Source organism: Allobosea sp., assembly GCF_017308015.1.
Lineage (GTDB): Bacteria > Pseudomonadota > Alphaproteobacteria > Rhizobiales > Beijerinckiaceae > Allobosea.
On sequence record NZ_JAFKFW010000004.1, the window covers coordinates 80,815 to 107,299 of the forward strand.

At 66.8% G+C, this 26,485-nt stretch carries 22 protein-coding genes; 13 read left to right on the forward strand and 9 right to left on the reverse strand.

The annotated features are described in order from the left end of the window. Positions 1-4 precede the first annotated feature (4 nt). Positions 5-664, forward strand: coding sequence for an aspartate/glutamate racemase family protein (locus J0I42_RS04785; protein ID WP_291653291.1), 660 nt, complete (start codon positions 5-7; stop codon positions 662-664). Between the two features lie 4 nt (positions 665-668). Beyond that, positions 669-3,287 (forward strand): aconitate hydratase AcnA, encoded by a 2,619-nt coding sequence (gene acnA, locus J0I42_RS04790; protein ID WP_291653293.1) that lies wholly within the window; start codon positions 669-671, stop codon positions 3,285-3,287. On the opposite strand, the gene J0I42_RS04795 is transcribed toward acnA, so the two are convergent. Continuing rightward, positions 3,268-4,449, reverse strand: coding sequence for an OmpA family protein (locus J0I42_RS04795; protein WP_291653295.1), 1,182 nt, complete (start codon positions 4,447-4,449; stop codon positions 3,268-3,270). The genes acnA and J0I42_RS04795 overlap by 20 nt on opposite strands. A 49-nt stretch (positions 4,450-4,498) precedes the next feature. Next, positions 4,499-5,944 carry a caspase family protein gene (locus J0I42_RS04800; RefSeq protein WP_291653297.1) on the reverse strand — a complete coding sequence of 482 codons (1,446 nt, stop codon included), beginning with the start codon at positions 5,942-5,944 and terminating at the stop codon, positions 4,499-4,501. 169 nt (positions 5,945-6,113) lie between these two features. Between J0I42_RS04800 and J0I42_RS04805 the strand changes: the two genes are divergently transcribed. From J0I42_RS04805 to J0I42_RS04820, 4 genes are all read left to right on the forward strand, one after another. After that, complete coding sequence (locus tag J0I42_RS04805; protein WP_291653299.1) at positions 6,114-7,373, forward strand: DUF4399 domain-containing protein; 1,260 nt, start codon at positions 6,114-6,116, stop codon at positions 7,371-7,373. After that, positions 7,370-7,816 (forward strand): DUF4399 domain-containing protein, encoded by a 447-nt coding sequence (locus tag J0I42_RS04810; RefSeq protein ID WP_291653301.1) that lies wholly within the window; start codon positions 7,370-7,372, stop codon positions 7,814-7,816. Before J0I42_RS04805 ends, J0I42_RS04810 begins: the two co-directional genes overlap by 4 nt. Continuing rightward, positions 7,806-9,539: an SUMF1/EgtB/PvdO family nonheme iron enzyme gene (locus J0I42_RS04815; RefSeq protein WP_291653303.1), complete on the forward strand. Its 1,734-nt coding sequence runs from the start codon at positions 7,806-7,808 to the stop codon at positions 9,537-9,539. The genes J0I42_RS04810 and J0I42_RS04815 overlap by 11 nt, the downstream gene beginning before the upstream one ends. A gap of 112 nt (positions 9,540-9,651) precedes the next feature. Beyond that, positions 9,652-10,401 (forward strand): SDR family NAD(P)-dependent oxidoreductase, encoded by a 750-nt coding sequence (locus J0I42_RS04820; protein ID WP_291653305.1) that lies wholly within the window; start codon positions 9,652-9,654, stop codon positions 10,399-10,401. A gap of 36 nt (positions 10,402-10,437) precedes the next feature. On the opposite strand, the gene J0I42_RS04825 is transcribed toward J0I42_RS04820, so the two are convergent. Next, a complete protein-coding gene (locus J0I42_RS04825; protein WP_291653307.1) occupies positions 10,438-11,631 on the reverse strand; it encodes a pyridoxal-phosphate-dependent aminotransferase family protein in 1,194 nt (397 codons plus the stop codon). Positions 11,632-11,864: 233 nt separating this feature from the next. Here J0I42_RS04825 and J0I42_RS04830 point away from each other — a divergent pair, with 233 nt between their 5' ends. Further along, positions 11,865-14,783 (forward strand): FAD-binding and (Fe-S)-binding domain-containing protein, encoded by a 2,919-nt coding sequence (locus J0I42_RS04830; protein WP_291653309.1) that lies wholly within the window; start codon positions 11,865-11,867, stop codon positions 14,781-14,783. Here J0I42_RS04830 and J0I42_RS04835 read toward each other — a convergent pair. After that, positions 14,773-15,519, reverse strand: coding sequence for a sulfite exporter TauE/SafE family protein (locus tag J0I42_RS04835; protein WP_291653311.1), 747 nt, complete (start codon positions 15,517-15,519; stop codon positions 14,773-14,775). The two genes, J0I42_RS04830 and J0I42_RS04835, sit on opposite strands and share 11 nt — an antisense overlap. Before the next feature lie 86 nt (positions 15,520-15,605). On the opposite strand from J0I42_RS04835, the gene J0I42_RS04840 reads away from it, so the two are divergent. Beyond that, positions 15,606-16,292, forward strand: a complete 687-nt coding sequence (locus tag J0I42_RS04840; RefSeq protein ID WP_291653313.1) for a FadR/GntR family transcriptional regulator — start codon at positions 15,606-15,608, stop codon at positions 16,290-16,292. A gap of 74 nt (positions 16,293-16,366) precedes the next feature. Next, entirely contained in the window at positions 16,367-16,807 is a 441-nt protein-coding gene (locus J0I42_RS04845; RefSeq protein WP_291653315.1) for a DUF6455 family protein, read from the forward strand. Between the two features lie 93 nt (positions 16,808-16,900). On the opposite strand, the gene J0I42_RS04850 is transcribed toward J0I42_RS04845, so the two are convergent. Continuing rightward, entirely contained in the window at positions 16,901-17,512 is a 612-nt protein-coding gene (locus J0I42_RS04850) for an IMPACT family protein (RefSeq protein WP_291653316.1), read from the reverse strand. 161 nt (positions 17,513-17,673) lie between these two features. Between J0I42_RS04850 and J0I42_RS04855 the strand changes: the two genes are divergently transcribed. Then, a complete protein-coding gene (locus J0I42_RS04855; RefSeq protein ID WP_291653317.1) occupies positions 17,674-20,250 on the forward strand; it encodes a bifunctional acetate--CoA ligase family protein/GNAT family N-acetyltransferase in 2,577 nt (858 codons plus the stop codon). A 396-nt stretch (positions 20,251-20,646) separates the two neighbouring features. Here the strand turns inward: J0I42_RS04855 and J0I42_RS04860 are convergent, their stop codons facing one another. The 4 genes from J0I42_RS04860 to J0I42_RS04875 are packed head-to-tail and all read right to left on the reverse strand — an operon-like array spanning position 20,647 to position 24,142. Then, positions 20,647-21,930, reverse strand: coding sequence for a porin (locus J0I42_RS04860; RefSeq protein ID WP_291653318.1), 1,284 nt, complete (start codon positions 21,928-21,930; stop codon positions 20,647-20,649). Between the two features lie 12 nt (positions 21,931-21,942). After that, positions 21,943-22,968, reverse strand: a complete 1,026-nt coding sequence (locus J0I42_RS04865; RefSeq protein ID WP_291653320.1) for an amino acid ABC transporter substrate-binding protein — start codon at positions 22,966-22,968, stop codon at positions 21,943-21,945. Positions 22,969-23,012: 44 nt separating this feature from the next. After that, the gene (locus J0I42_RS04870; protein ID WP_465247640.1) at positions 23,013-23,624 is read right to left on the reverse strand and encodes a L,D-transpeptidase; all 612 of its coding nucleotides are present in this window, start codon (positions 23,622-23,624) and stop codon (positions 23,013-23,015) included. Positions 23,625-23,638: 14 nt separating this feature from the next. Continuing rightward, positions 23,639-24,142 (reverse strand): hypothetical protein, encoded by a 504-nt coding sequence (locus J0I42_RS04875; RefSeq protein ID WP_291653322.1) that lies wholly within the window; start codon positions 24,140-24,142, stop codon positions 23,639-23,641. A gap of 619 nt (positions 24,143-24,761) precedes the next feature. Between J0I42_RS04875 and J0I42_RS04880 the strand changes: the two genes are divergently transcribed. The 3 genes from J0I42_RS04880 to J0I42_RS04895 all read left to right on the forward strand — a co-directional run bounded on the left by J0I42_RS04880 (position 24,762) and on the right by J0I42_RS04895 (position 26,485). Next, positions 24,762-24,914: a hypothetical protein gene (locus J0I42_RS04880; protein ID WP_291653602.1), complete on the forward strand. Its 153-nt coding sequence runs from the start codon at positions 24,762-24,764 to the stop codon at positions 24,912-24,914. A 477-nt stretch (positions 24,915-25,391) separates the two neighbouring features. Continuing rightward, entirely contained in the window at positions 25,392-26,012 is a 621-nt protein-coding gene (locus tag J0I42_RS04890; RefSeq protein WP_291653324.1) for a TetR/AcrR family transcriptional regulator, read from the forward strand. Further along, positions 26,009-26,485: a methyltransferase family protein gene (locus J0I42_RS04895; protein ID WP_291653326.1), complete on the forward strand. Its 477-nt coding sequence runs from the start codon at positions 26,009-26,011 to the stop codon at positions 26,483-26,485. The genes J0I42_RS04890 and J0I42_RS04895 overlap by 4 nt, the downstream gene beginning before the upstream one ends.

Genomic DNA, 26,485 nt, shown 5'->3' on the forward strand with positions numbered 1-26,485 from the left:
CCTTATGTCCGACCGCATCCGTATCGCGCTCGTCCACGCGACCCCGGTCGCCGTCGAGCCGATTGCCCGGTCCTTTCTGGACATCTGGCCGGAGGCCGACCCGGTCGGAATCCTCGATGACGGTCTGGCTCTGGACCGGGCGGCCGTGGGGGCGCTGACCGACGATCTCGCGCGCCGCATCGTTGCGCTAGGGCAATACGGGCTTTCGACGGGAGCCAGGGCCATCCTCTACACCTGCTCCGCCTTCGGTCCGGCGATCGAGGAGGCCGCGCGCCTGCTGCCTGTGCCGGTCCTGAAGCCGAACGAGGCGATGTTCGAGGAGGCGTTGAGCCATGGCGACAATGTCGGGATGATCGCGACATTCGGCCCGGCCGTCGCGATGATGGAGCAGGAGTTCGCGGAGGAAGCGGCGCGTGCCAAGCCCGGCGCAAGGTTGACGTCCTGGCTCGCGTCTGGTGCGATCGAGGCGCTGCGGGTCGGCGATGTCGACACGCATAACCGGCGCGTGGCCGAGGGCGTAGCGGCGCTCGGTGAGCGCGACGCGATCCTGCTGGCGCATTTCTCGACATCACGAGCGGGCGAGGCCTGTCGAGCACTGACCATGCGGCCGGTGCTCTCCTCGCCGGATGCCGCTGTCAGGAAATTGCGGCGCCTGCTCGGTTGAGATCGTGACGTTGAACAAGAAGGCCGAGTGGACAGGTTTCGAGGCGGCGGGCGAGCGCTTCCTCCGTCTCGATGTCGCGTCGCTGCTCGGCGCGGATTTCCGCCGCCTGCCACATGTGCTGCGAATCCTGTTCGAGAATGCGATGCGCTCGGCCGCCGCGGAAGAGACGGTGCACCTGCCACAGGCGTTTCGCGACTGGCTCGACGAAGGCTCCAGCCTCGTCGAGATCCCGTTCCTGCCGAACCGGATCATGATGCATGACACGACCTGCGGGCCGGCACTGGTCGATATCGCGGCGATGCGCGACGTGCTGGCCGAGAACGGACGCAACCCCGATCTGCTGATGCCGCGCATCCCGATCGACGTCTCGACGGATCATTCGTCAGGCGTGGATTTCTTCGGCCGGCCGGATGCCTTCCAGCGCAATCTGGAGAAGGAATTCGCGCGCAATGCCGAGCGCTACCGCCTGATGAAATGGGCGTCCTCGGTCATGCCGGGCATCCGGGTGCATCCGCCGGGATCGGGCATCATGCACACGATCAACCTGGAGCGGCTGTCGCGCGTCGTCGTCAGCGAGATGCATCAGGGCGATCGCCGGGCTTTCCCGGACGCGTTGCTCGGGACCGACAGTCATACGCCGATGGTCAACGGCCTTGGCGTGCTCGGCTGGGGTGTCGGCGGGCTGGAGGCGGAAGGTGCCTTGTTCGGGGTGCCTGTCGTTCTGCGCATTCCCGACGTGATCGGCGTGAAGCTCATGGGTCGGTTGCGCGACGGCGTGCTCGCGACCGATCTCGCGCTGGAGGTCACCCGCGCGCTGCGGGCCATTGGCGTCACCGGCGATTTCGTCGAGTTCTTCGGGCCAGGGGTGTCGACGCTGTCGGTCGGTGAGCGCGCTGCGATTGCCAACATGGCGCCGGAATACGGGGCTTCGACCGGGTATTTCCCGATCGATGACAGCGCGCTGGCCTATCTCGCGCGGATCGGACGATCGGCGGAGGACTGTGCTCTGGTCGAGGCCTATGCCAGGGCGAGCGGGCTCTGGTTCGATCCCGCAGCCCAGCCCCGCTTCACGCGCACCATCGCCATCGATCTCGACGCGATCGAGGCCAGTGTCGCGGGGCCACGCCGCCCGCAGGACCGGATCCCCTCCGGCAGCACGCGCGCAGCCTTCACGCCGCCCCTTGCCGGAGGCAGCGAAGGTGCCATCCCGGACGGCGCCGTCGTGATCGCCGCGATCACGAGTTGCACCAACACCTCCGATGCCAGCATGCTGGCTGCGGCCGGCATCCTCGCCCGCAAGGCCCGCGCCCGCGGCTTGCAACCGCCGCATTACGTCAAGACCTCGCTGGCTCCGGGCTCCCCGACGGCCGAGCGCTTCCTGCGCCGTGCCGGCCTGCTTGGCGATCTGGAAGGGCTCGGCTTCGGCATTGTCGGCTATGGCTGCACGACCTGCATCGGCAATTCAGGGGCGCTGCTCGATATCGTCAGGAACGAGCTTGGCCGTAAAGGCTTTCGCCCGGTTGCGGTGCTCTCCGGCAACCGTAATTTTCCGGGGCGCGTCCATCCCGATCTCGAAAACGGCTTCCTGGCCTCGCCTCCGCTGGTCATCGCCTTCGCGCTCGCCGGCACGGTCGATATCGACATCACGCGGGAGCCGATGGGCTTCGATGCAGCAGGCAGGCCGGTGATGCTCGGCGAGATCTGGCCGACGGGCGCGGAGATCGACGCGGCCGTGACGACCGGCTGGGACGTGGCCGATTTCGATGCCGCCTATCGCGAGGCCGCGGCCCGCCCGCTCTGGGTCGATCTCGATGCACCGTCCGGGTCGCGCTTCCCCTGGGACCCGGCCTCGACCTATCTGCGCAAGCCGCCCTTCGTCCGGCCGCGAGGGTTGCCTCCGGCGGAGGGGCACGCCCGGCCGCTCTTGGTGTTGGGCGACGACGTCACCACCGACCATATCTCGCCGGCCAACCAGATCCGTCCGGACAGCGCCGCCGGCCGGTACATCATCGCGCAGGGAGGCGATCCGGCCGATCTCAACGTCTTCGCCTCGCGGCGCGGCAATTTCGAGGTGATGATCCGCGGCGCCTTCACCAACCGGATGGCGGTCAACCGCCTGCTGCCGGCCGACGCGCCGGCCGGCCTGACGCGTCACGAGCCTTCCGGCGAGATCGTGCCGCTGACGGAAGCCGCCGAACGCTACGCCAGGGAACAGACGCCGCTCGTGCTTGTGGCGGGCGAGCGCTATGGCATGGGCTCGTCACGGGACTGGGCGGCCAAGGCCGTGGCGCTGCTCGGTGTGCGTGCCGTGATCGCCGCGAGCATCGAGCGCATCCACCGCACCAATCTGATCGGCATGGGCATCCTGCCGCTCCTGCTGCCGGAGGGTGTTCATCCCGATACGTTGGCCATAGGCTCGGCCGACCTCTTCGCGATCGACCTTCGCCCGGATCGGCTGGTGCCGCGTTGCGCTGTGCAGCTGACGATCATCCGTCCCTCAGGCGAGACCGTCCCGATCACCCTGCGCGCGGCGATCGAGACATCGCTGGAGATCACTCTGCTCAAGTCCGGCGGGCTGATCCCGCATGTCCTCGCCGGGCTTCTCAGCAGCCGATCACCTTGAACTCGACGCGTCGGTCGAGCGCGTCGCTGGCGTCGTCCTTGCCGGTTCCGACGAGGTTCTCGCGAAAGCCGCGGCCGGTGGCGATCATGCGGCCGCGATTGTCGGGCGCGCCGGTCAGCAGCAGGTCCATGACGAATTGCGCACGTAGCGCCGAGAGCCGGTCATTCACCTGCGGCAGGCCGGTATGCGAGGTATGGCCGACGATCTCCAGGCAGGCACCCTTCTGGCGCGAGCGTGTCGCGATCTGGCTCAACCACATCGGATAGGGTTCGGTGATCTGGCGGTCGTCGACGAATTGCGTCGTGCCGGGCTTGAACAGCAATTTCACCATCAGGCGGTCGGACGCAAGGCCGTAATCGATCAGGTCGCCGAAGGCGTCGACCATGTCCTCGCGCCGGGCGAGCTTGCTGGCGGCGAGATAGGTGCCGATCCGGACGCGATGCTGTTCGCCGCCCGGCATTTTGCGCGCCGTCCGGTAGAAGGCGAGCGCCTCGCGGAAATGCTGGGTCTCATAGGCGAGGATGCCGTCATTGATCAGCGCATTGGCGGTGAGCTTCTCGACATAGACGGGGTCGATCGGGTCGCCCAGCTTCGTGCCCTGGCAAACCTTGATGTAGGACTCCGTCGCCTGGTCCTTCGCCCAGAGCGGCGAGTCCCGATAATAGGGCGTCGGCGTCGTGTCGACGCCTTCGATGCGGGCGCGGGAGACGCCCTTGGAGACGACGCTGTTGGACTTGAGGTCGGCCAGCGTCAGGCAGATCCGGTAGGCGTCGCGCGGGCCATCCGCCACGCCCTGGTTGTTCACGGCGGTGAAGGTGCCGACCAGCACGACCGGCTTGCTGGCGAGGGCCTCGCTGTCGAAGGGCAGGACGGTAAAGCGCGGGTAGTTCGTGCGGACGAGCTCCATCAACGTCGCCTGCATCGAGCGGGTTGCGGTGGATTGTGCACCCGAGGCGGCGTCGATCAGCGGGTCGATGACCAGCTCGACCTTGTCGCCGGATACCGCCGCTTTGGTGAAGAGATCATCGGCCGCCTTGCGCAGCGCCTCGGCGAAGGGCGTAGGGGTCGGTGGCGGCGGCGCCGTCTGGGCGCTGGCCGATGTGGCACCCGCCAGCAAGGCGAGGCCGACCATGACGATCTTGAAGCGGACCATGTCCGTCATGCCTCACCTCTTCGGCTTGGGCCGGGCTCTATGCCACGGCCAGCTAGCATCAGCGGCACTGCCGCAATTGTTCGCGCGCCGCCGGCGTGAGGTCGCCGAGCTGCGCACGCATCAGGAGTTCGGCGCACTCGCCTGAGGCTCGCCCGCGTGGCGCGACCTCCGGGGGGCGGACCGTAGTGCCCGGCATGGCGACGGGCTGCGTCGAGCGGTTCGGTGGCATCGCGCCGAGCGCGCCGAGCCGCGCCGCCATGGCCTGCTCGAGATTCCGGCGCTCCTCGGCGAGGCGCTGCTTTTCCGCCTCGATTGCCGCGAGTTCAGATTCGCGGCGGGCGAGCTCCTCGGCGAGGCGCGCCCGTTCCGCCTTGTCCTGCGTTTGCGGCGGAGGCGGGGCAGGGGCGACCGCGACAGGCGCGGAGCCCGGAGCCGGTACGGGTGGCGGGACGCCGACAGCGTCACCGAGATCCTTGCGGGCGAGATCGTCGGCAGCCTGTCGCCTGCCCTGTTCCGCCTTTTCGAGTCGCTGGAGCAGGGCGCGCTCTCGCTCGGCGAATTCGCGCACGAGCCTGTCGCGCTCGCTCGAGACGGAGGAGCGGCGCTCCAGCAGATCGAGCCGCGTGCGGGCGTCGATGACGAAGAAGCTCTGCGGATAGCGCTGGATGAAGGCCTGCAGCGCCGTGGCGTCGTCGCTGGCGCGGATGCGGCGCCAGATATCGGCATCGGTCTCCTCGCGGTTGAGATAGAAATCGCCGAGCAGGGAGAGCGACAGTTCCGGCGTCTGGCGGCCGGCAGTCGTGTCGTAGACGCTCTTCTGCACGCGGCGGAACAGCGCTGCAACTTCCAGCCCGGGCTGGTCGATCTCGCGCACCAGCGCGGCGGTGAAAGGACTGTTTCGGCCGGCCCCGTCGGCGGCGACATCGTTTGCCTGCGTGGCATAGGCGATGACCATGCCCTGTGCGCGCTGGACCGGGGCGAGACCGGACGCAACCGAGAAGCCGCGCGTCGCCTGTCGCTTGGCGAGCAGCCCGACGAAGGGGTTGTTGCGACAGGCGTCGAGCACCATGATCTTGACGCCCTTGGCATAGTTCAGGGCGGTGACGACATCGTTGAGTCGGGTCGTCTCGTACTGGACGCCGACCTCGTCCTCGACCTTCGCCTCGACGGGGACGAGATAGTTCTCGCCATTGAACTGGAAGCCGTGGCCGGCGAAATAGAACATCGCGGCGTCCGCATCCTGCGCCAGCCGGGCGAAGCGCGTCAGCGCCGCATCCATGCCGCGCTTGTCGAGATCGATGCCGTCGACCACCTCAAAACCGACCTTGCGCAGGGCGGTGACCATGTCGCGTGCGTCGTTCACGGTATTGGGGAGCACGGGGGCATTGCGATAGCTGGAATTGCCGATGACCAGCGCGACGCGGCGCTCGGGCGGCGTCTCGGCCAGGGCGAGGCCGGACAGCAGCAGGAGGAACAGGCCGCAGAGTCGCGCGACGAGGGTCATGAGTCATGTTCCTAAAGGCTGCGGGCAGCCTCTACGTCATGCTAATGCATGACCCCGACCACCTCCAGAACAAAGCATAGTCCTCACCGAAACGGGATGGTGTTTTGCTTGAAGGCGCCAGTTGGCGCTGGTAGCCTTCGTCCCATCTTCTCGCGGAAGGAAGACGCTGATGCTTCGCATTGCGCCGGCGCTTCTCCTGTTGGGTCTGGCCGTGGCGATCCCATTGGCCGGCGCATCGGCGCAGGAGCGCGCCCGGCAGCGCAGTCCGGCCCCCGCCGCTGCCCGGCTTTCCTTCGTTGGCTTGGCCGACAAGGCGCAGGTTCCCGCCAAGCTCACGGTGCGGTTCGCGATCTCCGGCATGGAAGTGGTTCCGGCGGGGCAGGCGGCCCGCAATGGCGGGCATCACCACCTGCTGATCGACACCGAATTGCCGCCGCTCGACCAGCCGATTCCCAGCGATTTCAACCATATCCATTTCGGTGGCGGCCAGACCGAGGCCGAGATCGCGCTGACGCCCGGCAAGCACACGCTGCAACTGCTCTTCGCCGACCACAACCATGTGCCGCATGATCCGCCGATCGTATCCGAGCGCATCACGGTCGAAGTGCCGGCGGCACCGGCCGAAAAGCCGCGTTCGGCTGCGGCGCCCGGCGCGCGCGTCTTCTTCATCGATCTGCAGGACGGCGCGACGATCCCGAGCCGCGCAAAAATCCGCTTCGGGACGGAGGGCATCACGGTGACGCCGGCCGGGACGGCAAGCCCGAACGGCGGCCACCATCATCTGCTCGTCGACACAGAGCTGCCGGCGCTCGACCGCGAGATTCCCAGCGACTTCAACCATCTGCATTTCGGGCGCGGCCAGACCGAGGTCGAGCTCTCGTTGCCGCCCGGCGAGCATACGCTGCAATTGCTGCTGGGCGACCACGAGCATGTCCCGCACGATCCGCCCGTGGTCTCGCCGCGCATCCGGGTTCGCGTGGTCGGCGAGGCGCAGGCCTCCGTCGCAGCGCCTCCACAGTCACATGCCCATGGTGCCGGCCGCGCCCGCACGGCGTCGCCCAACGATGCCGCGGTCTATTTCGTCTATCCGCGGGACGGCGACCGGATCTATCCGACCTCGACGATCCGCTTCGGTCTGCGCAACATGGGTGTGGCGCCGGCCGGCATCGCCAAGCCGAATACCGGTCATCACCACCTGCTGGTCGATACCGAGCCGCCAGCCTTCGGCGAGCCGATCCCGGCCGATCTCAACCATATCCATCTCGGCGGCGGCCAGACCGAATACAAGCTGACATTGCCGAACGGACGGCACACGCTGCAGCTCCTGCTCGCGGACGAAAACCATGTGCCGCATGATCCGCCGGTGATCTCGGAGCGCATCACGGTCACCGTGGCACCGGGCGGCCCGCATGCGAGGAGGCGCCGGTGATCTCGCGAGCCCGCATCGCAGCAGCCGGCCTTTTCGCATTGGCGATCTGGCATGTTGTTCTCCCGGAAGCCGCGGCGCAGACGCCGGCACGCCAGCCGGCTCCGCCGGGGGCGCAGGTCTATTTCCATTATCCGGTCGACGGCCTGAGCGTGCCCGAGCGCTTCACCGTGCGCATCGGCCTGCGCGGCATGGGCGTCGCGCCGGCGGGCATCAATCATGCGCGGACCGGCCACCATCACCTGCTGATCGACACCGATCCCGGCCCGCCCGACCAGCCGATCCCCTCCGACTACAACAACATCCATCTCGGCAATGGCCAGACCGAGGTGGTGGTGACGCTGCCCAAGGGCCGGCACACGCTGCAATTGCTGCTCGGCGACCACAATCATACGCCGCATAATCCGCCCGTGATGTCGCCGAAGATCACGGTCAATGTCCGCTAACTGGAGAGGCTTCCGTCCGCCGATGACCTGGCTGCGCGTCCTGATTGCCTTGGTCCTGCTGCCGCTGCTGGCCGTATCCGGTCTAGCCCAGCAGCCGGGCGAGGCTGCGCGCATCGCCCTCGTCATCGCCAACGAGGCCTATTCGGAGGCGCCGATCGGCGGCGCCACGCAGCAGGGCCGTGCTGTCGCCGAGACCCTGAGTACTGGCGGCTTCGATGTCGTCGCGGTGGAGAATGCCGATCGCAATGCGCTGCGGCAGGCGATCGCCGGCTTTGCCGGCAAGCTCAGGCGAGGCGCGCAGGTCGTCGTGTTCTACAGCGGCCATACCATCCAGCAGCGCAACCGCAATTTCCTGCTTCCGGTGCAGAACGGCGCCGAGGGAGCAGTCGATCTCGACGAGATCGTCGATCCCCTGATCATCGCAAGGCCCGCGAGTGCCCTGATCTTTCTCGATGCCGGCCGCGACAATCCCTGGCAGGGCAAGACGAAAGGGCTGCTGCCGCTCGAACCGATGGAAGGCATTTCCGTGCTGTTCCCGACGGCTCCCGGCAAGGCGCTGCCGAATGGTCCCGACCGTGCCGGCGAGGCCTGGCTCAAGGCGATCCGGACTCCGGGGCTGGAGATGGCGCAGGCGCTGAAACAGGTGCGGGACACGGTTTCGCGCGAGACCCGGCGCAGCCAGCAGGTCTGGCTCTCGGCGGAGCCGCCGAAAGGTCTCGTCGTCACGTCCGTCGCCCGGCCGGTCGCGGTGGCGCAAGGCAGCCGCGCCGTGATTCCGCCGCCGCAGACGCCGGGCGCCACCCAGGATGCCGCCTATGACCTCGCCTTCTGGGAATCGATCCGCAACAGCCGCAACGCGGCGGAATATCGGGCCTATCTCGATGCCTATCCGAACGGGCGCTTCGCCTTGCTCGCCCGCACGCGCGAGCAGGAATACCGCGCGAGCCCAGCGGCACCTGCCGCAACTGCTGCTGCGGTCGCCGCGCCGCCGGCATCGCCCCAGCCAGCCGCCGGTACGCCGCAGCGCGATTGCACGGGCTGCCCGGAACTGGTCGCAATTCCCGCCGGCAGCTTCCAGATGGGCTCGAACGATCTCTACGAGTTCGAGAAGCCGGTGCATCCGGTGACCGTCCGCAGCTTCTACCTGGGCGCGCGCGAGGTGACCTTCGAGGAATGGGACCTGTGCATCGACCAGGGCGGCTGCAATTACCGGCCTGACGATCGCGGGCTCGGCCGCGGCAAGCGGCCGGTCACCGACATCCACTGGAACGATGCCAATGCCTATCTCGCCTGGCTCTCGGCACGGAGCGGAAAGCCCTATCGCCTGCCGACCGAGAGCGAATGGGAATATGCCGCGCGTGCCGGCACCACGACGACCTATCCCTGGGGCCAGAGCCTGGTGAAGGAGCGCGCCAATTGCCTCGGTTGCAACGATCAGAAGCGCGGCAGTGCGGTTCCCGCCGGCCAGTTCCCGGCCAACGCTTTCGGCCTCTACGACATGGCCGGCAATGCGGCCGAATGGGTCGCCGATTGCTGGAGCGAGAATTACCGCAGCGCGCCGCGCGATGGCAGCGCCTACACGGTCGGTGGATGCCGCGAGCGCGTGTTGCGCGGCGGCTCGTTCAACAATGATCCGCGCTATCTGCGCTCGGCTGCGCGTTTCAAATACGAGGCTGATGTGCGCTTCTATACCAATGGTTTCCGTGTCGCGCGCGATCGCTAGCACTCCGCTTCCGCCTGAAAGCGCAGGGGCGGCATGCGTCTCGCCCGCCTTGCAGCGTGTCCCTTCCCGCCGGCAATAAGGACCGGGAATCAATCAGGAAGGGGAGGCCGGCATGGCCAAGGAATTCACCGGCAAGCGCGTGATCGTCATGGGCGGCAGCCGCGGTATCGGCCGCTCGATCGCACTCGGCTTTGCCGCGGGCGGGGCAGCGGTCTCGATCTGTGCGCGCAGCGTCGGGCCGCTGGAGGCGACGCGCAAGGAGATCGAAGCTCTCGGCGTCACCGCCCATGCGGGAAACGTCGATCTCGCCGATGCCGGCCAGATCGAGGCCTATGTGCCTGAGGCCGTGAAGGCGCTGGGAGGGCTCGACATCCTCGTCAACAATGCCTCGGGCTTCGGCCAGACCGACGACGAGGACGGCTGGGCCGCCTCGCTCAGTGTCGACATGATGGCGGTGGTGCGCGGCAGCCATGCAGCGATCCCGCATCTCCAGCCGGGTTCGTCGATCGTCAACATCTCGTCGATCTCCGCTTTGCGGGCGTCCTCGCGCTCGGCGCCCTATGGCGCCATCAAGGCGGCGGTGATGCACTATACCGGCAGCCAGGCGAAGATGCTGGCGCGCAAGGGCATCCGCGTGAACTGCGTCGCGCCGGGCTCGATCGAGTTCCCCGGCGGCTCCTGGGAGAACCGGAAGACCTCCAATCCCGAGCTCTACAATGCGACGCTGGCATCGATCGCTTTCGGGCGCATGGGGAAGCCCGAGGAAGTCGCCGAGGTCGTGCTCTTCCTGGCTTCGGCCAAGGCGAGCTGGGTCACCGGCCAGAGCATCGTCGTCGATGGCGGGCAACTCGTCGGGCCGTAAGCCCGACGAGAACCGCCGGTCCTCGGCTGCAATAGCTCAGGCGCCGGCGGCGGCCACCGTCTCGTTGGCGTGGTCCCGTCCTTCGAAGCTCGCCATCGCCGCGGCGACACCGCCGCTGCGATGCGGCACGCCGGCCGCCGACAGGCCGAGCTCGATCCCGGAGAGCGCGCCGAGCAGGCTGAGCTCGTTGCATTCGCCGAGATGGCCGATGCGGAAGACCTTGCCGGCGACCTTGCCGAGGCCCGAGCCGAGCGAGATGTTGTAGGTCTCCAGCGCGACCTTGCGGAAGCGGTCGGCGTCATGGCTCGGGGGCATCAGCACGGCGGTCAGGACCGGCGAGTGCTCGGCCGGGTTCTGGCAGAGCACCTCGAGCCCCCAGGCCTTGACCGCGGCACGACAGGCTGCCGCGAGACACTTGTGGCGGGCGAAGACGTTGTCGAGCCCTTCCTCCTGCAGCATCGCGAGCGCTTCCTTGAGCCCGTAGAGCAGGTTCGTCGCGGGGGTGTAGGGGAAGAAGCCATTGGCGTTGATCTTCACCATCTCCTGCCAGTCCCAATAGGAGCGCGGCAGCGTGTTGGTCTTCGACGCGGCCAGCGCCTTCTCCGAGATGGCGTTGAAGCCGAGGCCCGGCGGCAGCATCAGTCCCTTCTGCGAGCCGGAGACGGTGACGTCGACCTGCCATTCGTCATGACGGTAGTCGACCGAGGCGAGCGAGGAGATGGTGTCGACCATGAACAGAGCCGGGTGGCCGGCCGCGTCGATCGCCTTGCGGATCTCGGGGATGCGGCTGGTCGCGCCGGTCGAGGTCTCGTTATGGACGACCATGACGGCCTTGATCTTGCGGGCCTTGTCCTCGGCGAGCTTCGCCTCGATCGCGGCAGGATCGGCGGCGTGGCGCCAGTCACCGGGGATGAATTCGACCTCGATGCCGAAGCGCGTGGCGATCTGCTTCCAGAGCGTGGCGAAATGGCCGGTCTCCGCCATCAGCACGGTGTCGCCGGGGGAGAGCGTGTTGACGATCGCGGCCTCCCAGGCGCCGGTGCCGGAAGACGGGTAGATCACCACCGGCTGCTTCGTCTGGAAGACCGTTTTGCTGCCTTCCAGGACGTGCCTGCCGAGCGCGGCGAATTCGGCGCTGCGGTGGTCGATGATCGGCATCGCGATCGCACGCAGGATGCGGTCCGGAATCGGGCTCGGGCCGGGAATGTGCAGAAAGTGACGACCCTGCATGGTGTTGTGACCCTCGTTCGGCATTCGGCCTGTGGCAAGCGATGCGCTGTTGCCGGCTTCATCTTGCCTTCGCTTTTTTGAAGATCAAACCCCGCAAACCGCCCGGCCGTGCTGGGGTGCCATGCGTGAACGGTCACGTCCGGACCCTTGTCGAGCTGGCTCTCCTCCTGCTCTTCTGGGAGTGGTGGACGCTCTGATCGCGGCGCGTCATCCGAAATGGCAGAGGCTGCGGAATGAACCAGACGGCGCTTTCCCGTTCACATAGCCGCAATCTCGGCTTCGAGCGCCGGCTTGCCAGGGGGTTGGAAGGCGAGGTCCGCTTCGATGCCTTCACCCGCGGCCGTTACGCCACCGACGCCTCGATCTACCAGATCCTGCCGCAGGGTGTGGCTTTTCCGAAGAGCGAGGCCGATATCACGGCGGCGCTGACGATCGCGGCCGAGCATGGCGTGCCGGTGATCGCGCGGGGCGGTGGCACCTCGCAGAACGGCCAGCCGATCGGCGACGGGTTGGTGCTCGACATGAGCCGGCATTTCAATGCGATCCGTGACTACGATCCGCAGGCGCGGACCGTTTCGGTCGCGCCCGGCCTTGTGCTGGAGACGCTGAACACGCGGCTCAGGAAGGACGGGCTGTTCTTTCCCGTGGAACCTTCGACGGCGAGCCGCTGCACTATCGGCGGCATGGCCGGCAACAACTCGTCGGGCGCGCGCTCGCTGCGCTACGGCAAGATGGTCGACAACGTTCTCGCGCTGAAGGCGATGTTCCATGACGGCGAGCCATTCGCGCTGGGCGAGGGCGCCGTCAGCGACAATGCCTCGCGGCGCGCCCGCGATTTGATGACTGGCATGATGGCGCTGGCGGAAGAGCACCGCGCGGCGATCGAGGCGATCTTCCCGAAGGTGCAGCGGCGCGTCGGCGGCTATAATCTCGACGAACTGATCGTGCCGCGGCCGAACCTGTCGCATCTCCTCGTAGGCTCGGAAGGCACACTCGCGATCACCACGGAAGCGACCCTGAAGCTCTCGCCGCTGCCGCAGCACCGTGTCATGGGCGTCTGCCATTTCCCGAGTTTCCGCGCCGCGATGGAGATGACGCAGCACATCGTTGCGCTCGGCCCGGTCGCGGTCGAACTCGTTGACAACAACGTGCTGGTGCTAGGCTCCGATATCCCGCTCTTCGTGCGCACGCTCGCCGACATCACCAAGGGACAGCCGAACTGCCTGCTGCTGGTCGAGTTCGCCGGCGACGACCTCGCCGATCTCAAGCGCGACCTGAAGCGGCTCGACCAATGCATGGCCGATTTCAGCTTCCCCGATGCGGTGGTCGAGGTGATCGAACCGGCCCGGCAGAAGCCGGTCTGGGACGTGCGCGAGGCCTGCCTCAACATCATGATGTCGATGAAAGGCGACGGGAAACCGGTCTCCTTCATCGAGGATTGCGCGGTGCCGCTGGAGCATCTCGCCGATTACACTGACGCGGTGACGGCGGTGTTCGAGAGGCACGGCACGCGCGGCACTTGGTATGCGCATGCCTCGGTCGGCTGCCTGCATGTGCGCCCGATCCTGAACATGAAGACCGAAGCGGGCGTGAAGGCGATGCGCGGTATCGCCGAGGAGGCCTGCGAGCTCGTCCGCCGCTTCAAGGGCTCGTTTTCGGGCGAACATGGCGACGGCATCTCGCGCTCGGATTTCGTCGAGCCGATGTTCGGGGCGCCGCTGACCCGCGCTTTCGAGGCGGTGAAGGACGGGTTCGACCCCGACAACAAGCTCAATCCCGGCAAGATCATCCGAGCCCATCATATGGACAACCGCAGCCTGATGCGCTTCGCGCCGGGCTATGCCACGCTGATTCCTGCACAGACCGCGCTCGACTGGTCCGACTGGGGCGGCTTCGGTGGCGCGGTCGAGATGTGCAACAACAACGGTACCTGCCGGAAGATGACGGGCGGGACGATGTGCCCGTCCTGGCGCGCGACGCATGACGAGCAGCATGTGACGCGCGGCCGGGCCAATACGCTCCGGCTCGCGATCTCCGGGCAGCTCGGCCCCGATGCCTTCACCTCGCCGGAGATGAAGGAGACGCTCGATCTCTGCGTTTCCTGCAAGGGCTGCAAGCGCGACTGCCCGACCGGCGTCGACATGGCCCGGATGAAGGTCGAGTTCCTGCACCACTACCACGCGAAGCACGGCCTGCCGCTGAAGGAGCGCCTGATCGCCTTCCTGCCGCGCTATGCGCCGATCGCCGCAAAGCTCGCGCCCTTGATGAACCTGCGCGACCGCATCCCGCTCTTGTCGAAGCTCAGCGAACACTGGCTCGGCTTCTCCGCGCGGCGCTCGCTGCCGGTCTGGCGCAAGCCCTGGCGCGAGGTGGCTGCTCCCGCCGAGGCTTCGGCGGTCCAGGGCGATGGTCGCGACATCGTGCTCTTCGGCGACACCTTCAACCGCTATTTCGAGCGCGAGAACCTGGAGGCGGCGCAGCGCGTGCTGGAGGCGGGCGGCTATCGGCTGCACCGCGTCGCGGCGAAGGACGGAAGCCGACCGCTGTGCTGCGGACGCACTTTCCTCTCGGCTGGACTGGTCGATGAGGCGCGGGCCGAGGCAAGGCGGACGATCGATGCGCTCGCCCCCTTCGTGGCGAAGGGGGCGCGGATCGTCGGGCTCGAACCCTCCTGCCTAATCAGTTTTCGCGACGAGTTCGCGGCGCTGCTTCCGAAGGCCGAGGTGGAGCCTTTGGCGAAAGCTGCGCTGCTGATCGAGGAATTGCTGGCGGCCGATATGGCGGCAGGCAAGACCAGCTTGCCGCTTCAGGATCAGGGCGGGCGCGTCGCGCATCTGCACGGGCACTGCCATCAGAAGGCGTTCGACGCGATGGGGGCGGTGGAGAAGACGCTGCGCGCGGTGCCGGGGCTCGAGGTCAAGCCGATCGAGTCGAGTTGCTGCGGCATGTCCGGCGCCTTCGGCTATGGCGCCAAGACGATCGACGTCTCGCTGGCGATGGGCGAGCTCTCGTTGTTGCCGGCGGTACGCAAGGCCAGCGCGGACGACCTCGTGGTTGCCGACGGCACGAGTTGCCGCCACCAGATCCATGACGGCGCGCAGCGCGAGGCCGTGCATGTCGTGCGGGTGCTGGATGCGGCGCTCAGGCCATGAAGAAGGCCGCGGCCATTCCGAGCCCGATCAGCGTGATGAAGATGCGCAGTGCCAGCATGTTGGTGATGCGCCGTGCCAGATGGGCGCCGATGAAGCCGCCGAACGCGCAGGAGGCGCCGAGCACGAGTGCCGAACGCCAGTCGATCAGCCCCGCGATGGAATAGGTCGCGACGGAGACCGCCGACAGGATAGCCGACATCAGGCTCTTCAGCCCGTTCATCTCATGCAGGTTGGTCAGGCCGACGAAACCGAAGGCCGCGAGCAGCATGATGCCGAGGCCGCCGTTGAAATAGCCGCCATAGATCGAGACGGCGAGCAACAGCAGCAGGGCCGGCAGCTTCGGCAGCCCTCCACCGTTTCGCAGCACGCGGCGCACGAGGGCTGGACCTGCGGCGAAGATCAGGGTCGCGCCGAGCAGTAGCCAGGGCACCAGCGCCGAGAAGGTCTCCTTCGGCGTGACCAGCAGCAGGAGCGCGCCGAGCAACCCGCCGAGCGCGGCCATCGCGACCGTCCAGGCAAGGCTGATCGGCCCGCTGGCGCGGATGTCCTTCCGAAAGCCCCAGGCGCCGCCGATATAGCCGGGCAGCGCAGAAAGCGTCGCCGTGGCGTTCGCCATGATCGGTGGCACGCCGATCCAGACCAGCGCCGGGAAGGACAGGAAGGTACCTCCGCCGGCAACGGAATTCAGCGCTCCGGCAGCCAGGCCTGCGACGACCAGAACGATGTTCGATTCCATGAGATCCCCCTCGGATCGCGGCTGGATTGCCGAAATCGAATAGGTCTGCAAATTGGTCTGCTGGAAAGCGATGGGTCGATCCCTCGATGACAAGACACAGCACGACTGCAATCCTTGCGCGCCTGAGGGCGGTGATCGACGCGCAGGAGACGACGCCCGGCAGGAGGCTGCCAGACGAGCGCACTCTGTCGGCGGCTCTGGGCTGTTCGCGCCAGACCTTACGGCAGGCGCTGTTCACGCTCGAAAGCGAGGGGGCGATCTGGCGCCATGTTGGGCAGGGCACTTTCGTCGGCCCCCGGCCCGACGGCCACCCGATCCGGGAGGCGTTGCTGCTGCAAGCCACCTCGCCGCTGCAATTGATGCAGGCGCGCCTGATCATCGAGCCGCCGATCGCGGCCGAGGCGGCGCGCGTGGCGATGCCGTCCGATATCGATCGCCTGAGGCACATCGTAGCGGAGGGCAGGCGGGCCCGCTCGCGTGCCGAATGTGAAAGGCATGATGCTGCCTTCCATCGCGCCATCGCGGAGATCGCGCGCAATCCGATCCTGCTCGGCCTGCTCGACTATCTCGCGGGTGCGCGCCGTCGTGTGGCCTGGCAGCAGCAATGGGACCGGACCTATCGCCGGATCGGGGCGTCGGAGTTCACCGGCCTTCACTGCGACCAGCACACGGCCGTCATCGATGCGATGGCAGCCCGTAGCGGCTTTCAGAGCGAGGAAGCCATGCGTCGCCACCTCGAGGTCATCGCGCGAGCGATGGAAGCAAGCGTTTAAAGGCAGGCGTTTGGCTGTGCTGCCGCCTGATCCACGTGATATCCCGCAGTTCCGTCAGCCTCGGCCCCCGCAATTTGATCTTCCGCAACGACAACCTGCGGCTATCCCCCGATTCTCGTGCAAAATCGGGGGAAGTGGCCATGCCTATCGCGGATACGCTTCGCCAATGGTGGCGCGCAAGAGCGTTCGAGGCTCTCGACCGAACGACCGTCGCCGAGATGGCCCGGGACAACGCCGTTCCCGAGGCCGATTTCCGCCGGCTCGCCTCCCGTCGCCGGCGCGAGTCAGCGCTGTTGCGCCGGCTGCTCCAGCGTGTCGGCCTCGATCCTGATCTGCTGAGTCGCAGCCAGGCCGGCGTCATGCGGGACATGACGATCGTTTGTGCCGGGTGCCTCATGGCGCATCGCTGCCGGCGCGATCTCGACCGGCACGAAGGTCCGCTGCCGCATGGGCGCTATTGCCCGAACGCGGAGACCATCGAGGCGCTGCAACAGGGCTCGAAGCGGGCATCGTAAATGCCGGTCCAGCCCGCTGGGATTCCCGGCCTTGGGCCAGGCCCGCTCGCCCTTTCCGCTGAGCATATCGCGATCCTGAAACCGGCCTCGCGGCTAGTCATTCCAGCCGATCACCGCGCGCCCGCTCGTGAGATCCGTCACTAGCCGTGCGATGTCGTCGGCCTCCGCCTTGGGTACGGAAACCGACAGCACGGCGCCGGTATCCGTGAAGGCCTGGTCGCTGATCTCTACGCCGGGCAGGGCGCCGAGCCGCGCTCCGACGAGTGCCAGATCGCCGAAGCCGCAAGTGATCGCGACCGAGAGCGTTTCGATCAGTGGTACCTTCCCGGCCTCGCGCAGGCATTGAGCGGCGCTGCCACCATAGGCCCGGATCAAGCCGCCGCTACCCAGCAGGATCCCGCCGAACCAGCGCGTGACGACAACTGCGACGCCATCGAGCTCTTGACCGTCGATGGCGGCGAGGATCGGCTTGCCGGCAGTGCCGCCGGGCTCGCCGTCGTCGTTGAAGCGATAGCGTTGTCCGAGCCGCCAGGCCCAGCAATTGTGATTGGCTGCGGGATCGGACTGCGCGGCGATGAAATCCCTGGCTGCCTCCTCGTCGGCAATGGGACCGGCTACCGCGACGAAGCGGCTTCGCTTGATCTCCTGCCGGATTGTCGTGACTCCGACGAGGGTGAGGCGCGCGACCATGGGTCCGTGTAACATGCCCTGCGCGAGGGGGAACCCGGCTCGACGCAGATGCGGCCAGCCTTGCAGGCCGATATGAGCCATGGCCTGCAGAAGGCGTCTGGCCTGACTGCCGAGAATCGCGTCTGCTCACCCTGGCCAAGTCTGCTGGTCCTGGCCAAGACGGAAACGACCGACCGATGACGCTCGCCCTGCTCAGACGCGCCCTTGAACCCATGACCGTGACGGCCATTGCCGGCTCGCCCGAAACCGATGCGCTGGTAGCGCAAATCCGCTCGGGGCCGTATCGCGGCACGCTCACGCTGCTTCCCGACGGGAACGCTCTTGCCCCGCTGCAGCCTTCCGACCTGCTCATCGCCCCGGCCGTGGTCGCGGAGCAGGTCCTGACCGCTGCAGCAGGGCGCGGTTGTGCCGGGCTTCTCGTGCCCGATGGGGCTGCAGCCGATGCCGGGCGGCTAAGGAGTGCCGCGCGGGCCGCTGGCCTGCGCCTGCTCGGGCCATCCTCGCTCGGTATTGCCGCGCCGCGTCTTGGTCTCAATGCCACGGTCGTCCCCGTGCATCTGGCGGCTGGGTCGCTCGCCCTCGTTGCCCAATCCAATTCGGTGGCGGCCGGAATCCTGGCCTGGGCGGGCAGGCGCGGGATCGGCTTTGCGGGGGCCGTCGCTCTGGGGGAGGGCGCCGATGTCGATATCGCCGACTGCCTCGATTATTTCGGCACGGATCCCTCGACCCGCACGATCCTGCTGGCGATCGACGATGTCGCCGATGCCGCGCGCTTCCTTTCATCAGCGCGTGCTGCCGCACGGCTCAAGCCGGTGCTGGTCCTGAAGCCGCCGCGTTACGAGCCACCCTGGCCCGCGCTGACGCATTCGGCCTTGATCGTAACCAGCGACGCCGCGCATGAGGCTGCCTTCCACCGGGCCGGCCTGCTGCGGGTCAGCGATCTCGACGAGCTGTTCGCGGCGGCCGAGACGTTGGGACGGGCGCGTGCCGCCGATGCCGGCCGGCTTGCGATCGTCAGCAATGGCGAGGGTCTTGCGGCGCTTGCAGCCGCGCGGCTGCGGCAGGCGAGCGGCGTGGACCGGCAGCCGCGGAATCCCGTGATCGTTCGAACGGCGCAGGATTATCACGAAGCGGTCGGTCGCCTGCTGGCGGAGAGCGATGTCGATGCCGTGCTGGCGCTCAACGCCCCGCTTGCGCCGGATGATTCCGCCGATTGCGCGCGTGCCCTGGCCGAGGCCCGCTCGGAAGCGCCCGCGGGCAAGCCGGTTCTGGCGGTCTGGGTTGGCGGCGGCGAAGAGATGGCGGGAATTTTCGCGGCTGCCGGCATTCCTTCTTTCGCGACGGAACAGGAAGCAATCCTCGGCTTCCAGCATCTCACGCGGCATGCGAGCTTGCTCAAGGAGTTGATGGCGACGCCGCCCGTGCTCGACGCGGCCGATCGGCCGGACATCGCGGCCGCCGCCGCGCTCGTCGAGCGGGCAATCGCGCAGGGGCGCGCCTGGCTCGAACCGGACGAGGTCGCACAATTGCTGACGCTGTTCCGGATTCCGGCGCTGGGTTTCGTCATAGCGACGGATGCCGCAGCAGCGGTCGAAGCGTCCAGGGCACAGTTCGCGGCGGGCCGCACCGTTGCCCTCAAAATCGTCTCGCCCGACATCGCGCACAAGTCTGATGTCGGCGGCGTCGTGCTCGATCTCGCCAATGAAGAGGCTGTTCTGAAGGCTGCCGGCCGGATGGCCGAGCGCTTGCGACAACAATGCCCCGAGGCGCGATTGACGGGCTTCATGGTGCAACCGATGGCGCATCGCGCCAAGGCTCGCGAGCTGATCGCCGGCTTTTCCGTCGATCCCTGCTTCGGGCCGGTCGTCGTCTTCGGACGTGGTGGTACGGCCGCCGAACTCATCGCCGATACGCATGTCGCACTGCCGCCGCTCGATCTCGCCTCCGCCGAGAATCTGATCGGCAGGACGCGGGTCTCCCGTATCCTGGCAGCATATCGCGATGTGCCTGCAGCGGACCGGCGCGCGATCGCCGCCGTCCTGGTGGCGCTCGGCAACATCGCTTCGGCGCTTCCGCAGATCCGCGCACTCGACCTCAATCCGATCCTCGCCGATGCCAACGGTGCTGTTGCGGTGGATGCGCGCGTCGTGCTGGAACCGGATCCGACGCGGCGACGCCGGCCTGCGATCCGGCCCTATCCCGACGACTGGACCCTGCAACTCGCACTTGGCGAGCGGCTTTTCCTGATCCGCCCGATGAAGCCGGAAGACGAATTGCTGATCGGGGCGATGCTGGCCCGGGTCACGGCGGAGGACCTGCGTTTGCGCTTCTTCGCGCCGCTGAAGTCGTTCAGTCACGCTTTTCTCGCACGCTTGACCCAGCTCGATTATGCGCGGGAGATGGCCTTCATCGCCATCGAGGACGGTAGCGGGAATGCGGCTGGAGCCGTTCGCCTGCATGCCGACCCCGGCCATATCGAAGCCGAATATGCGATCCTGCTGCGCTCCGACCTCAAGGGCATAGGGCTCGGCCGCGCGCTGATGGAGCTGATCATCGACTGGGCCAGGGCGGAGACGCTGCAGCGCGTCCATAGTCAGGTCCTGGCGGAAAACGGCCCTATGCTGGCGCTCTGCCGCGACCTGGGCTTCGAGATCACGCTGGATCCCGATGATATTTCCGTCAGGCGCGTCGCGCTCGACCTGACAGGCGCCGGCAGCAAAGGGCCGATCAAGCGCCGGTTGCGACGCGGATAGCCAGCATCGAGCTCGGCCCATGCAGCAGCTCCGGCTCCATGACGGGCTTTTGGGGCGCTGCGCGATCAGTCGTCCGATCCGCGCGGCCCCGGATACTCTTGTCGCAGGTGCTGAACTCCGCTGCTCCGCCTCGGCTGAAGCCAGCTCGCCCGCCCGCCCCGCATATGCCGGGGAGGACATCGACGCCGAACGGCATCCCGGCGCCAGTCCTTCGCTGGCGCGTGACACGCGGATTGAGGACTTATGGATGTCGCGTGTGAAGTCCGAAGAGGGAGGCCGCAAGGCAGGGCCGGCCATCGATCGAGCATCCTGCGGGGGCGCTGCCTCGCGTTCCAGCCCGGCTCTGGCCGGCAGCGAGGCTATTCTTGCGATCGAAACCTATCCCGGCTCGATACTCTAGAAAGTCCGCTCCACGAAGAGCTGTGCCGAGCTTTGTCGACCCGAAAGGCTCGCCGCACGGGCATTCGCAGCGATGTCGAGCTTCTGCCAGGCCACGGAACCCTCGAGGCCGAGGCGCAATCCATCGACAGGTGACCAGATCAGGTTGGCCGCCACGCGGTCGATCTGGATCCGGCCCGCCAGCCCGGACGGATTCGGAATGGAGAGCCGGTAACGGCTGAGATAGGCATTGCTCGACCAGTCGTCCGTCCATTCGCGTCCGAGCGAGATCACGCCGGACCAGCCGCGCGTCGTCAGGTCACCGGTCAGGGCCGAGAAAGCCGTGCGCTGATCCAGCCTGGAGCCGATATAGGGGGCTGCGTCGATGGCGCCGGCAAGCTGGGCCGTCAGCGTCATCGACCGCCCCAGGAGGTTCCTCTCCCAGGTGGCGCCGAGGATGCCCGCCCGGCCGAGGCGGGACGAACCGCCGGCGCCCGGTACATCCCGCAACGCGACCGCGCCGTGAAGCGTCAGCCCATCCTGCTCGTAGAGAAGACGTGCTACTCCGTCGGGTAAGCGGGTTCCCGTTGCCGGCAACACCGTGCGCCGGTCGGCTGCGGCGTCTTCGGCTGACAGCGACAGACTGAACTGCTCGGTCAAGTGCCGCTCATAGCCGATCAGCGCGACGGTGCGGCTCGGAATCCGGCCGATGAAGGCGAAGTCACCACCGGTCCAGAAGTCGAAGCGCGAGCCCGTCAGCCCGAATGCGAACGCCCCGAAGGTGACGCTGGCCTCGTTCATGGCGAGCTCGCTGCCGCCCTCGCTGGTCGAGTCCACGGAGAACTCGAACGCGGTCGCGAGATACCGGCCGTCGGCAAGCGTCTGTCCGGTCTCAAGGCGGAATGTCGAACTCAGCGGGAAGCTTCCGGAACTTTGTGGCACCTGTCCGGTTGCCAGCGCCACTGCATTCGCCTTGTAGTCGTCGCGCTGGAAACCGGCATTGACCGTTCCCGATATCGCGATGCAGGTGTTGGAGAGGGGCGAGATGAAGCCGCGTGGGCCGTCGTTCGCCTCGCCCTCCTCCTCGTCGTCATCGTCGCTTGCCGTGGCGGTTTTGGACGCCAGAGGAGCGGCAAACAGCGGCAGCGGATCGGGAGGAGCGATCGTGCAGTTGCGCAGGAACTGGGGCGGCCGGCTCGCCGCTTGCGCGGTGGGACCCGTGAACACGGCGATGCAGAGGGCAGCCAGCGCAACCAGCGGCGCGCCATGGTCGCCAAACGCTATGCGTTCCCCGCTGGCCATGGCGCGCGCATGCTAACGCAGCGGCGGCGCATACAGCACGCCGCCCATGCTCCAGAGCTGGTTGAGGCCGCGCGGGATGCCGAGCTTCGAGCCCGTTCCGAGATTGCGTTCATAGATCTCGGCATAGCTTCCCCCGGCTTTGACCGCCTGGATCGCCCAGTCCGTATCGAGGCCGAGCGCCTTGCCGAAACCGCCCTCGGCTCCGCTGAAGCGGCGCACATCCGGCTTCGCGGACTTGAGCGCCTCGCCGAGATTGGTGCTGGAGATGCCGAGTTCCTCGGCGTTGACCAGCGCGAAATTGACCCATTTCACCACGGTGAACCAGGGGAAGTCGTCGCTGCGCACCACCGGCCCGAGCGGCTCCTTCGAGATCACGTCGGGTAGCACGATCGCCTCGGCCGGCTTGGCCAGCCGGAACCGGTCGCCATGCAGCGCCGACTGGTCGCGGGTCAGCACGTCGCACTGCCCGCCCTCGAAGGCTGCGAAGGCTTCCGCCGCGCTGGGGTAGACCTTCTCCTCATAGGTCATGGAGTTGGCCTTGAAGAAGTCGGAGAGATTGAGCTGGGTCGTGGTACCGGCCTCGACGCAGATCTTCGCCTTGTCGAGCGAGAGGGCAGTATCGATCTTGAGCGAACGCTTCGCCAGGAAGCCCTGGCCGTCGTGATACGAGACGCCGGCGAAAGCGAGCCCGAGTTCGGCCTCGCGGCCCAGTGTCCAGGTCGAATTGCGCGCCAGCAGATCGACCTTGCCGTCCTTCAGCGCGTCGAAGCGCTGACTCGCCGACAGCGGCAGGAAGTCGACCTTGCCTGCATCGCCAAGCACGGCCGCCGCAACGGCGCGGCAGAAATCGACATCGAAGCCGCGCCAGTTGCCTTGTGCATCCTTCTCCGAGAAACCGGTCACGCCCTCGCTGACGCCGCATTGCAGCGTGCCGCGCTGCTTCACGGTATCGAGCGTGCCGGCACCGGCCGGAAGGACAAGGCCGGCGAGAGCCGCGAGGCTGAGACCGCTGCGGCGAATCCAGGAAGCTTTCGACATGTCTGCAGGTTTCCTTTGCGGATCGGCGGAGCCGGCGCGGCCGCTCACAGCGTTGCCTTGTGACGGATGATGACCTTGGTTCCGACCGGCACGCGGTCGTAGAGATCGGCGACGTCGCCATTGGCGAGCCTGAAACAGCCCGATGAAATCGCCTGGCCGATCGTCTCCGGCTGGTTGGTGCCGTGGATACGGAAGACGGTCGAGCCGAGATAGAGCGCGCGGGCGCCCATAGGGTTGCCTGGGCCACCAGCCATGAAACGCGGCAGATAGGGCTGGCGCTGCAACATCTCCGGCGGTGGGCGCCAGTCCGGCCACTCGGCCTTGCGGCTGACCTGGACCTGGCCGGACCAGGTGAAGCCCTCGCGCCCGACGCCGATGCCGTAACGCAGGGCCCGACCGTTGCCCTGTACCACATAGAGGAAACGCTCGGCCGAATGGATCACCACCGTGCCCGGCGCCTCGTTCGAGCGGAAGAGCACCATCTGGCGGGCGTAGGGCCCGTCTGTGATCGTCGCTTCCGCGGTCGAGACACGGCCCGGCTCGTCGCCGACATCCATCGTCTCCTGGATCGCGGCCGGCGGGCGCGGCTGCGCCACGGCCATGCCCGGCAAGGCGAGCAACGCCGCGAGCAGACCCGTGCGGATTCCGTGATTCATCTCATCGCCTCCGTTCAGCCGCAACGACTGTAGATGAAGGTTCCGTAGCGGGCATTCGCATCGGGGTCGACGAAGCGCGCTGTGATTTCCTTCGGCGTCACCGATAGCAGTTCACGATCCTGGGGATCACCTGCCGGAGCCTCGAAACCGAGATAGGTCTTGCCGCCCGGGCCGGCCTTCAACCTCAACTCATAGAGCTTGGGGTCGTCGGCGACATGCATCATCACGCCGTCGCCGGGGCCCTTTGCGATCACATAGGGCTGTTTGCATTGGCCCCGGGCTTCCGCCTCGGTTCGCTTGCGATCCTTATCCGTGTGGAAAGACGCGACGCCCCAGCGTCCCACCAGCGCCTCCCGCGAGATCTTGGCCGGCGCTGGCGCGCTCGTCGCGCTACTCCCGGCGGAGGACTGCAGGCTCTCGCCGCCGCCACAGGCCGCGAGCGCCAGAAGGAGACCGCAAGCCATGATGGCAAGGGCCGGCCGCGGCAGGCTGAGCGGCTCGACAGGGGTCCGTAACATCTTTCCTCCAGGGCGATTGCGGATGCATGAAGTGTCGGGGCGGATGAAGCTGCGGAGTCGGTTGCTCGCGAGCACCGGCTCGGACCCCCGAAGGGTAAGCCTGAACGACCGGCATCCCCGTCGTCAATGGGGTTGGCGGTGCTGGGCTCGCTCAGGCTGCCTCGTCCTGTCCGCTGCGGCGGAGCGGTCGATAAGCGTGCGGGCTCGCGGGAAGCGCCTCGTTCGGCGAACCTGAGCCTTCGGCCTGGTATGGAGTTGGGGACACCCCGATTTTGTGGACGCCCTTGAAGTCATTTCTGGAGTGGCCGATGCGGTGTTTTCAAGCTGAGTATCCGCCTGAGTTCCGGCGGCAGATGGTCGAGTTGGTCTGATCCGGGCGAACGCCTGAAGAGCTGCTGCGGGAGTTCGAACCAACCGCGCAATCCATTGCGATCTGGAACCGTCAGGCTGATCGCGACGCTGACAGGCGCAGTGACAGTGCGACCACGGCCGAACGCGAAGAGCTAACTCGCCTCCGCGATGAGAACCAGCGCCCGCGCCAGGAGTGCGATATCCTGTCAAAGGCGGCAGCCTGGTTCGCGCGGGAGAGCAAGGCGAACCCGAACGGTTTTTCCGGTTCATGAGCGCGCACCAGGCCGTCTTTCCGATCAAGACCATGGCCGGCGTCTTCGAGGTCTCCGCGTCAGGCGATTATGCTTGGCGCGGCAGGGCCGCCTCGGCGCGAGCGACAGCCGACCTCGACCTCATCCGGAAATCCACCCGCAACATGTAGGGCAAGACAACTTGTTGTCGCTCGTGGCGATCGGGAGAGAGCTGACGCTCACCAGCGTGGCGATCACTATCGCGCAATTCCGGGGAGGCCTATCGGCCGGTCGCCAACGAAGTCTTGCAGTTCAGCGCAGTCGGTCCCCGCGCAATGACAATCCTGCATGTCGCCGGCTGCTCGGTCTCGCGCGCTCAATGGCTGGCTGCAACGCCGCCCGAGCGGCCGACCGCCAGGCGTTGATCTGCTCATCGAGTGTTTTGACTTCGCAAAATTGCGATCGAGCGCAACAAGTCGCGTTCCCGCGGATCATGGCAGCCAGTCTGCTAACCGACCGTGCCGCTTCATCTTCGATGCAGGCACCGCGGCTCGCCCGGATGGTGGCCGAGCAATCATCTCGAATAGCTTTGCATGGCCGGTCGTCCCAGGTGGGCTCTGAGTTGGTTGGCCCTTGCGTGAAGGGCTGATTCATATTATCATGATAATATGAATCAGCGTGGAAAGCAAAAAGCTGTCACCAGACGGCGCATCCTCGATTCCGCGGCACGGCATCTGAAGACTGTCGGCCTCACGGGGGCGAGCGTCTCCGACGTGATGGGCACGGCAGGTCTGACCGTGGGTGGCTTCTATGCGCATTTCGGGTCAAAGGAGGACCTCGCCGGTGCCGTAGTTCGCCATACCATGACCGAACGTCGGCTGATGTTTCTGGAGCGGTTTAAAGGCTTGGAATGGGGCGCACGATTGCGGTCCGCCCTGAGAGAATACCTTACTCCGGCCCATCGGGATGACCGGGCCAATGGGTGTCCTCTGTCGATGGCGGCAATCGAAGCCGTCCACACCCCGGCGACGGCATCCGCATTCCAGGAGGAGTTTGAACGCTTTTCCCAAGCATTTGAATCCGGCCAGGGAGCGATCGGAGATCCCGCTCCGCGTGACGCTGCTATCGGCACGCTCGCCCTCATGATTGGGGCAATGATCCTGGCACGAGCAGCAGGACAGAGCGCGGCATCTGACGAAATCCTCGAAGCAACCAATGCCTATGGCCAGGCTGCGCTCGAAGGATTGGCTCGCGCGCAGGGTTCACCACAGGCAACGGCAAAGCCATGAGCTATCGGGATTGGGTTCGTAACAGCCGAGGGGAATGGTACGTCATCGCGCAAGCGGCAATCATGCTTCTTGTTCTCTGCGCGCCGCGCCTGGACGGTTCATCACCCTCGATGAGTTCCGCAGCGACATTGGTCGGCGCTATTCTCTGTATCGTCGGGTTCACGTTCATCGTCCTCGGCTCATTGAGCCTTGGTCGAAGCCTCTCGCCGTTCCCGCGACCGAGGGACGAAGGACGCCTTGTTGAGACCGGAATTTTCTCTCTCGTTCGCCATCCGATCTACACCGGGCTCACCGTCCTTGCGCTGGGCTGGAGCGCCATGTGGACGAGCTTGGCAGCGCTTGCCGCGACAGTCGCCCTCTTCGCTTTCTTCGACTTGAAATCACGGCGCGAGGAGCGCTGGCTGCAAGAGAAATTCGAAGGCTACGGCCGATACAAGTCACGCGTCAGAAAACTCGTCCCTTTCATCTATTGA

What these genes read in the sequence shown, in the direction of transcription:
- J0I42_RS04785 (WP_291653291.1), top strand. Translation starts at nt 5, where the DNA reads ATGTCCGACCGCATCCGTATCGCGCTCGTCCACGCGACCCCGGTCGCC.
- J0I42_RS04795 (WP_291653295.1), bottom strand. Translation starts at nt 4,449, where the DNA reads ATGACGGACATGGTCCGCTTCAAGATCGTCATGGTCGGCCTCGCCTTG.
- J0I42_RS04800 (WP_291653297.1), bottom strand. Translation starts at nt 5,944, where the DNA reads ATGACCCTCGTCGCGCGACTCTGCGGCCTGTTCCTCCTGCTGCTGTCC.
- J0I42_RS04805 (WP_291653299.1), top strand. Translation starts at nt 6,114, where the DNA reads ATGCTTCGCATTGCGCCGGCGCTTCTCCTGTTGGGTCTGGCCGTGGCG.
- J0I42_RS04815 (WP_291653303.1), top strand. Translation starts at nt 7,806, where the DNA reads ATGTCCGCTAACTGGAGAGGCTTCCGTCCGCCGATGACCTGGCTGCGC.
- J0I42_RS04820 (WP_291653305.1), top strand. Translation starts at nt 9,652, where the DNA reads ATGGCCAAGGAATTCACCGGCAAGCGCGTGATCGTCATGGGCGGCAGC.
- J0I42_RS04825 (WP_291653307.1), bottom strand. Translation starts at nt 11,631, where the DNA reads ATGCAGGGTCGTCACTTTCTGCACATTCCCGGCCCGAGCCCGATTCCG.
- J0I42_RS04830 (WP_291653309.1), top strand. Translation starts at nt 11,865, where the DNA reads ATGAACCAGACGGCGCTTTCCCGTTCACATAGCCGCAATCTCGGCTTC.
- J0I42_RS04835 (WP_291653311.1), bottom strand. Translation starts at nt 15,519, where the DNA reads ATGGAATCGAACATCGTTCTGGTCGTCGCAGGCCTGGCTGCCGGAGCG.
- J0I42_RS04840 (WP_291653313.1), top strand. Translation starts at nt 15,606, where the DNA reads ATGACAAGACACAGCACGACTGCAATCCTTGCGCGCCTGAGGGCGGTG.
- J0I42_RS04850 (WP_291653316.1), bottom strand. Translation starts at nt 17,512, where the DNA reads ATGTTACACGGACCCATGGTCGCGCGCCTCACCCTCGTCGGAGTCACG.
- J0I42_RS04855 (WP_291653317.1), top strand. Translation starts at nt 17,674, where the DNA reads ATGACGCTCGCCCTGCTCAGACGCGCCCTTGAACCCATGACCGTGACG.
- J0I42_RS04860 (WP_291653318.1), bottom strand. Translation starts at nt 21,930, where the DNA reads ATGGCCAGCGGGGAACGCATAGCGTTTGGCGACCATGGCGCGCCGCTG.
- J0I42_RS04865 (WP_291653320.1), bottom strand. Translation starts at nt 22,968, where the DNA reads ATGTCGAAAGCTTCCTGGATTCGCCGCAGCGGTCTCAGCCTCGCGGCT.
- J0I42_RS04870 (WP_465247640.1), bottom strand. Translation starts at nt 23,624, where the DNA reads ATGAATCACGGAATCCGCACGGGTCTGCTCGCGGCGTTGCTCGCCTTG.
- J0I42_RS04875 (WP_291653322.1), bottom strand. Translation starts at nt 24,142, where the DNA reads ATGTTACGGACCCCTGTCGAGCCGCTCAGCCTGCCGCGGCCGGCCCTT.
- J0I42_RS04880 (WP_291653602.1), top strand. Translation starts at nt 24,762, where the DNA reads ATGAGCGCGCACCAGGCCGTCTTTCCGATCAAGACCATGGCCGGCGTC.
- J0I42_RS04890 (WP_291653324.1), top strand. Translation starts at nt 25,392, where the DNA reads ATGAATCAGCGTGGAAAGCAAAAAGCTGTCACCAGACGGCGCATCCTC.
- J0I42_RS04895 (WP_291653326.1), top strand. Translation starts at nt 26,009, where the DNA reads ATGAGCTATCGGGATTGGGTTCGTAACAGCCGAGGGGAATGGTACGTC.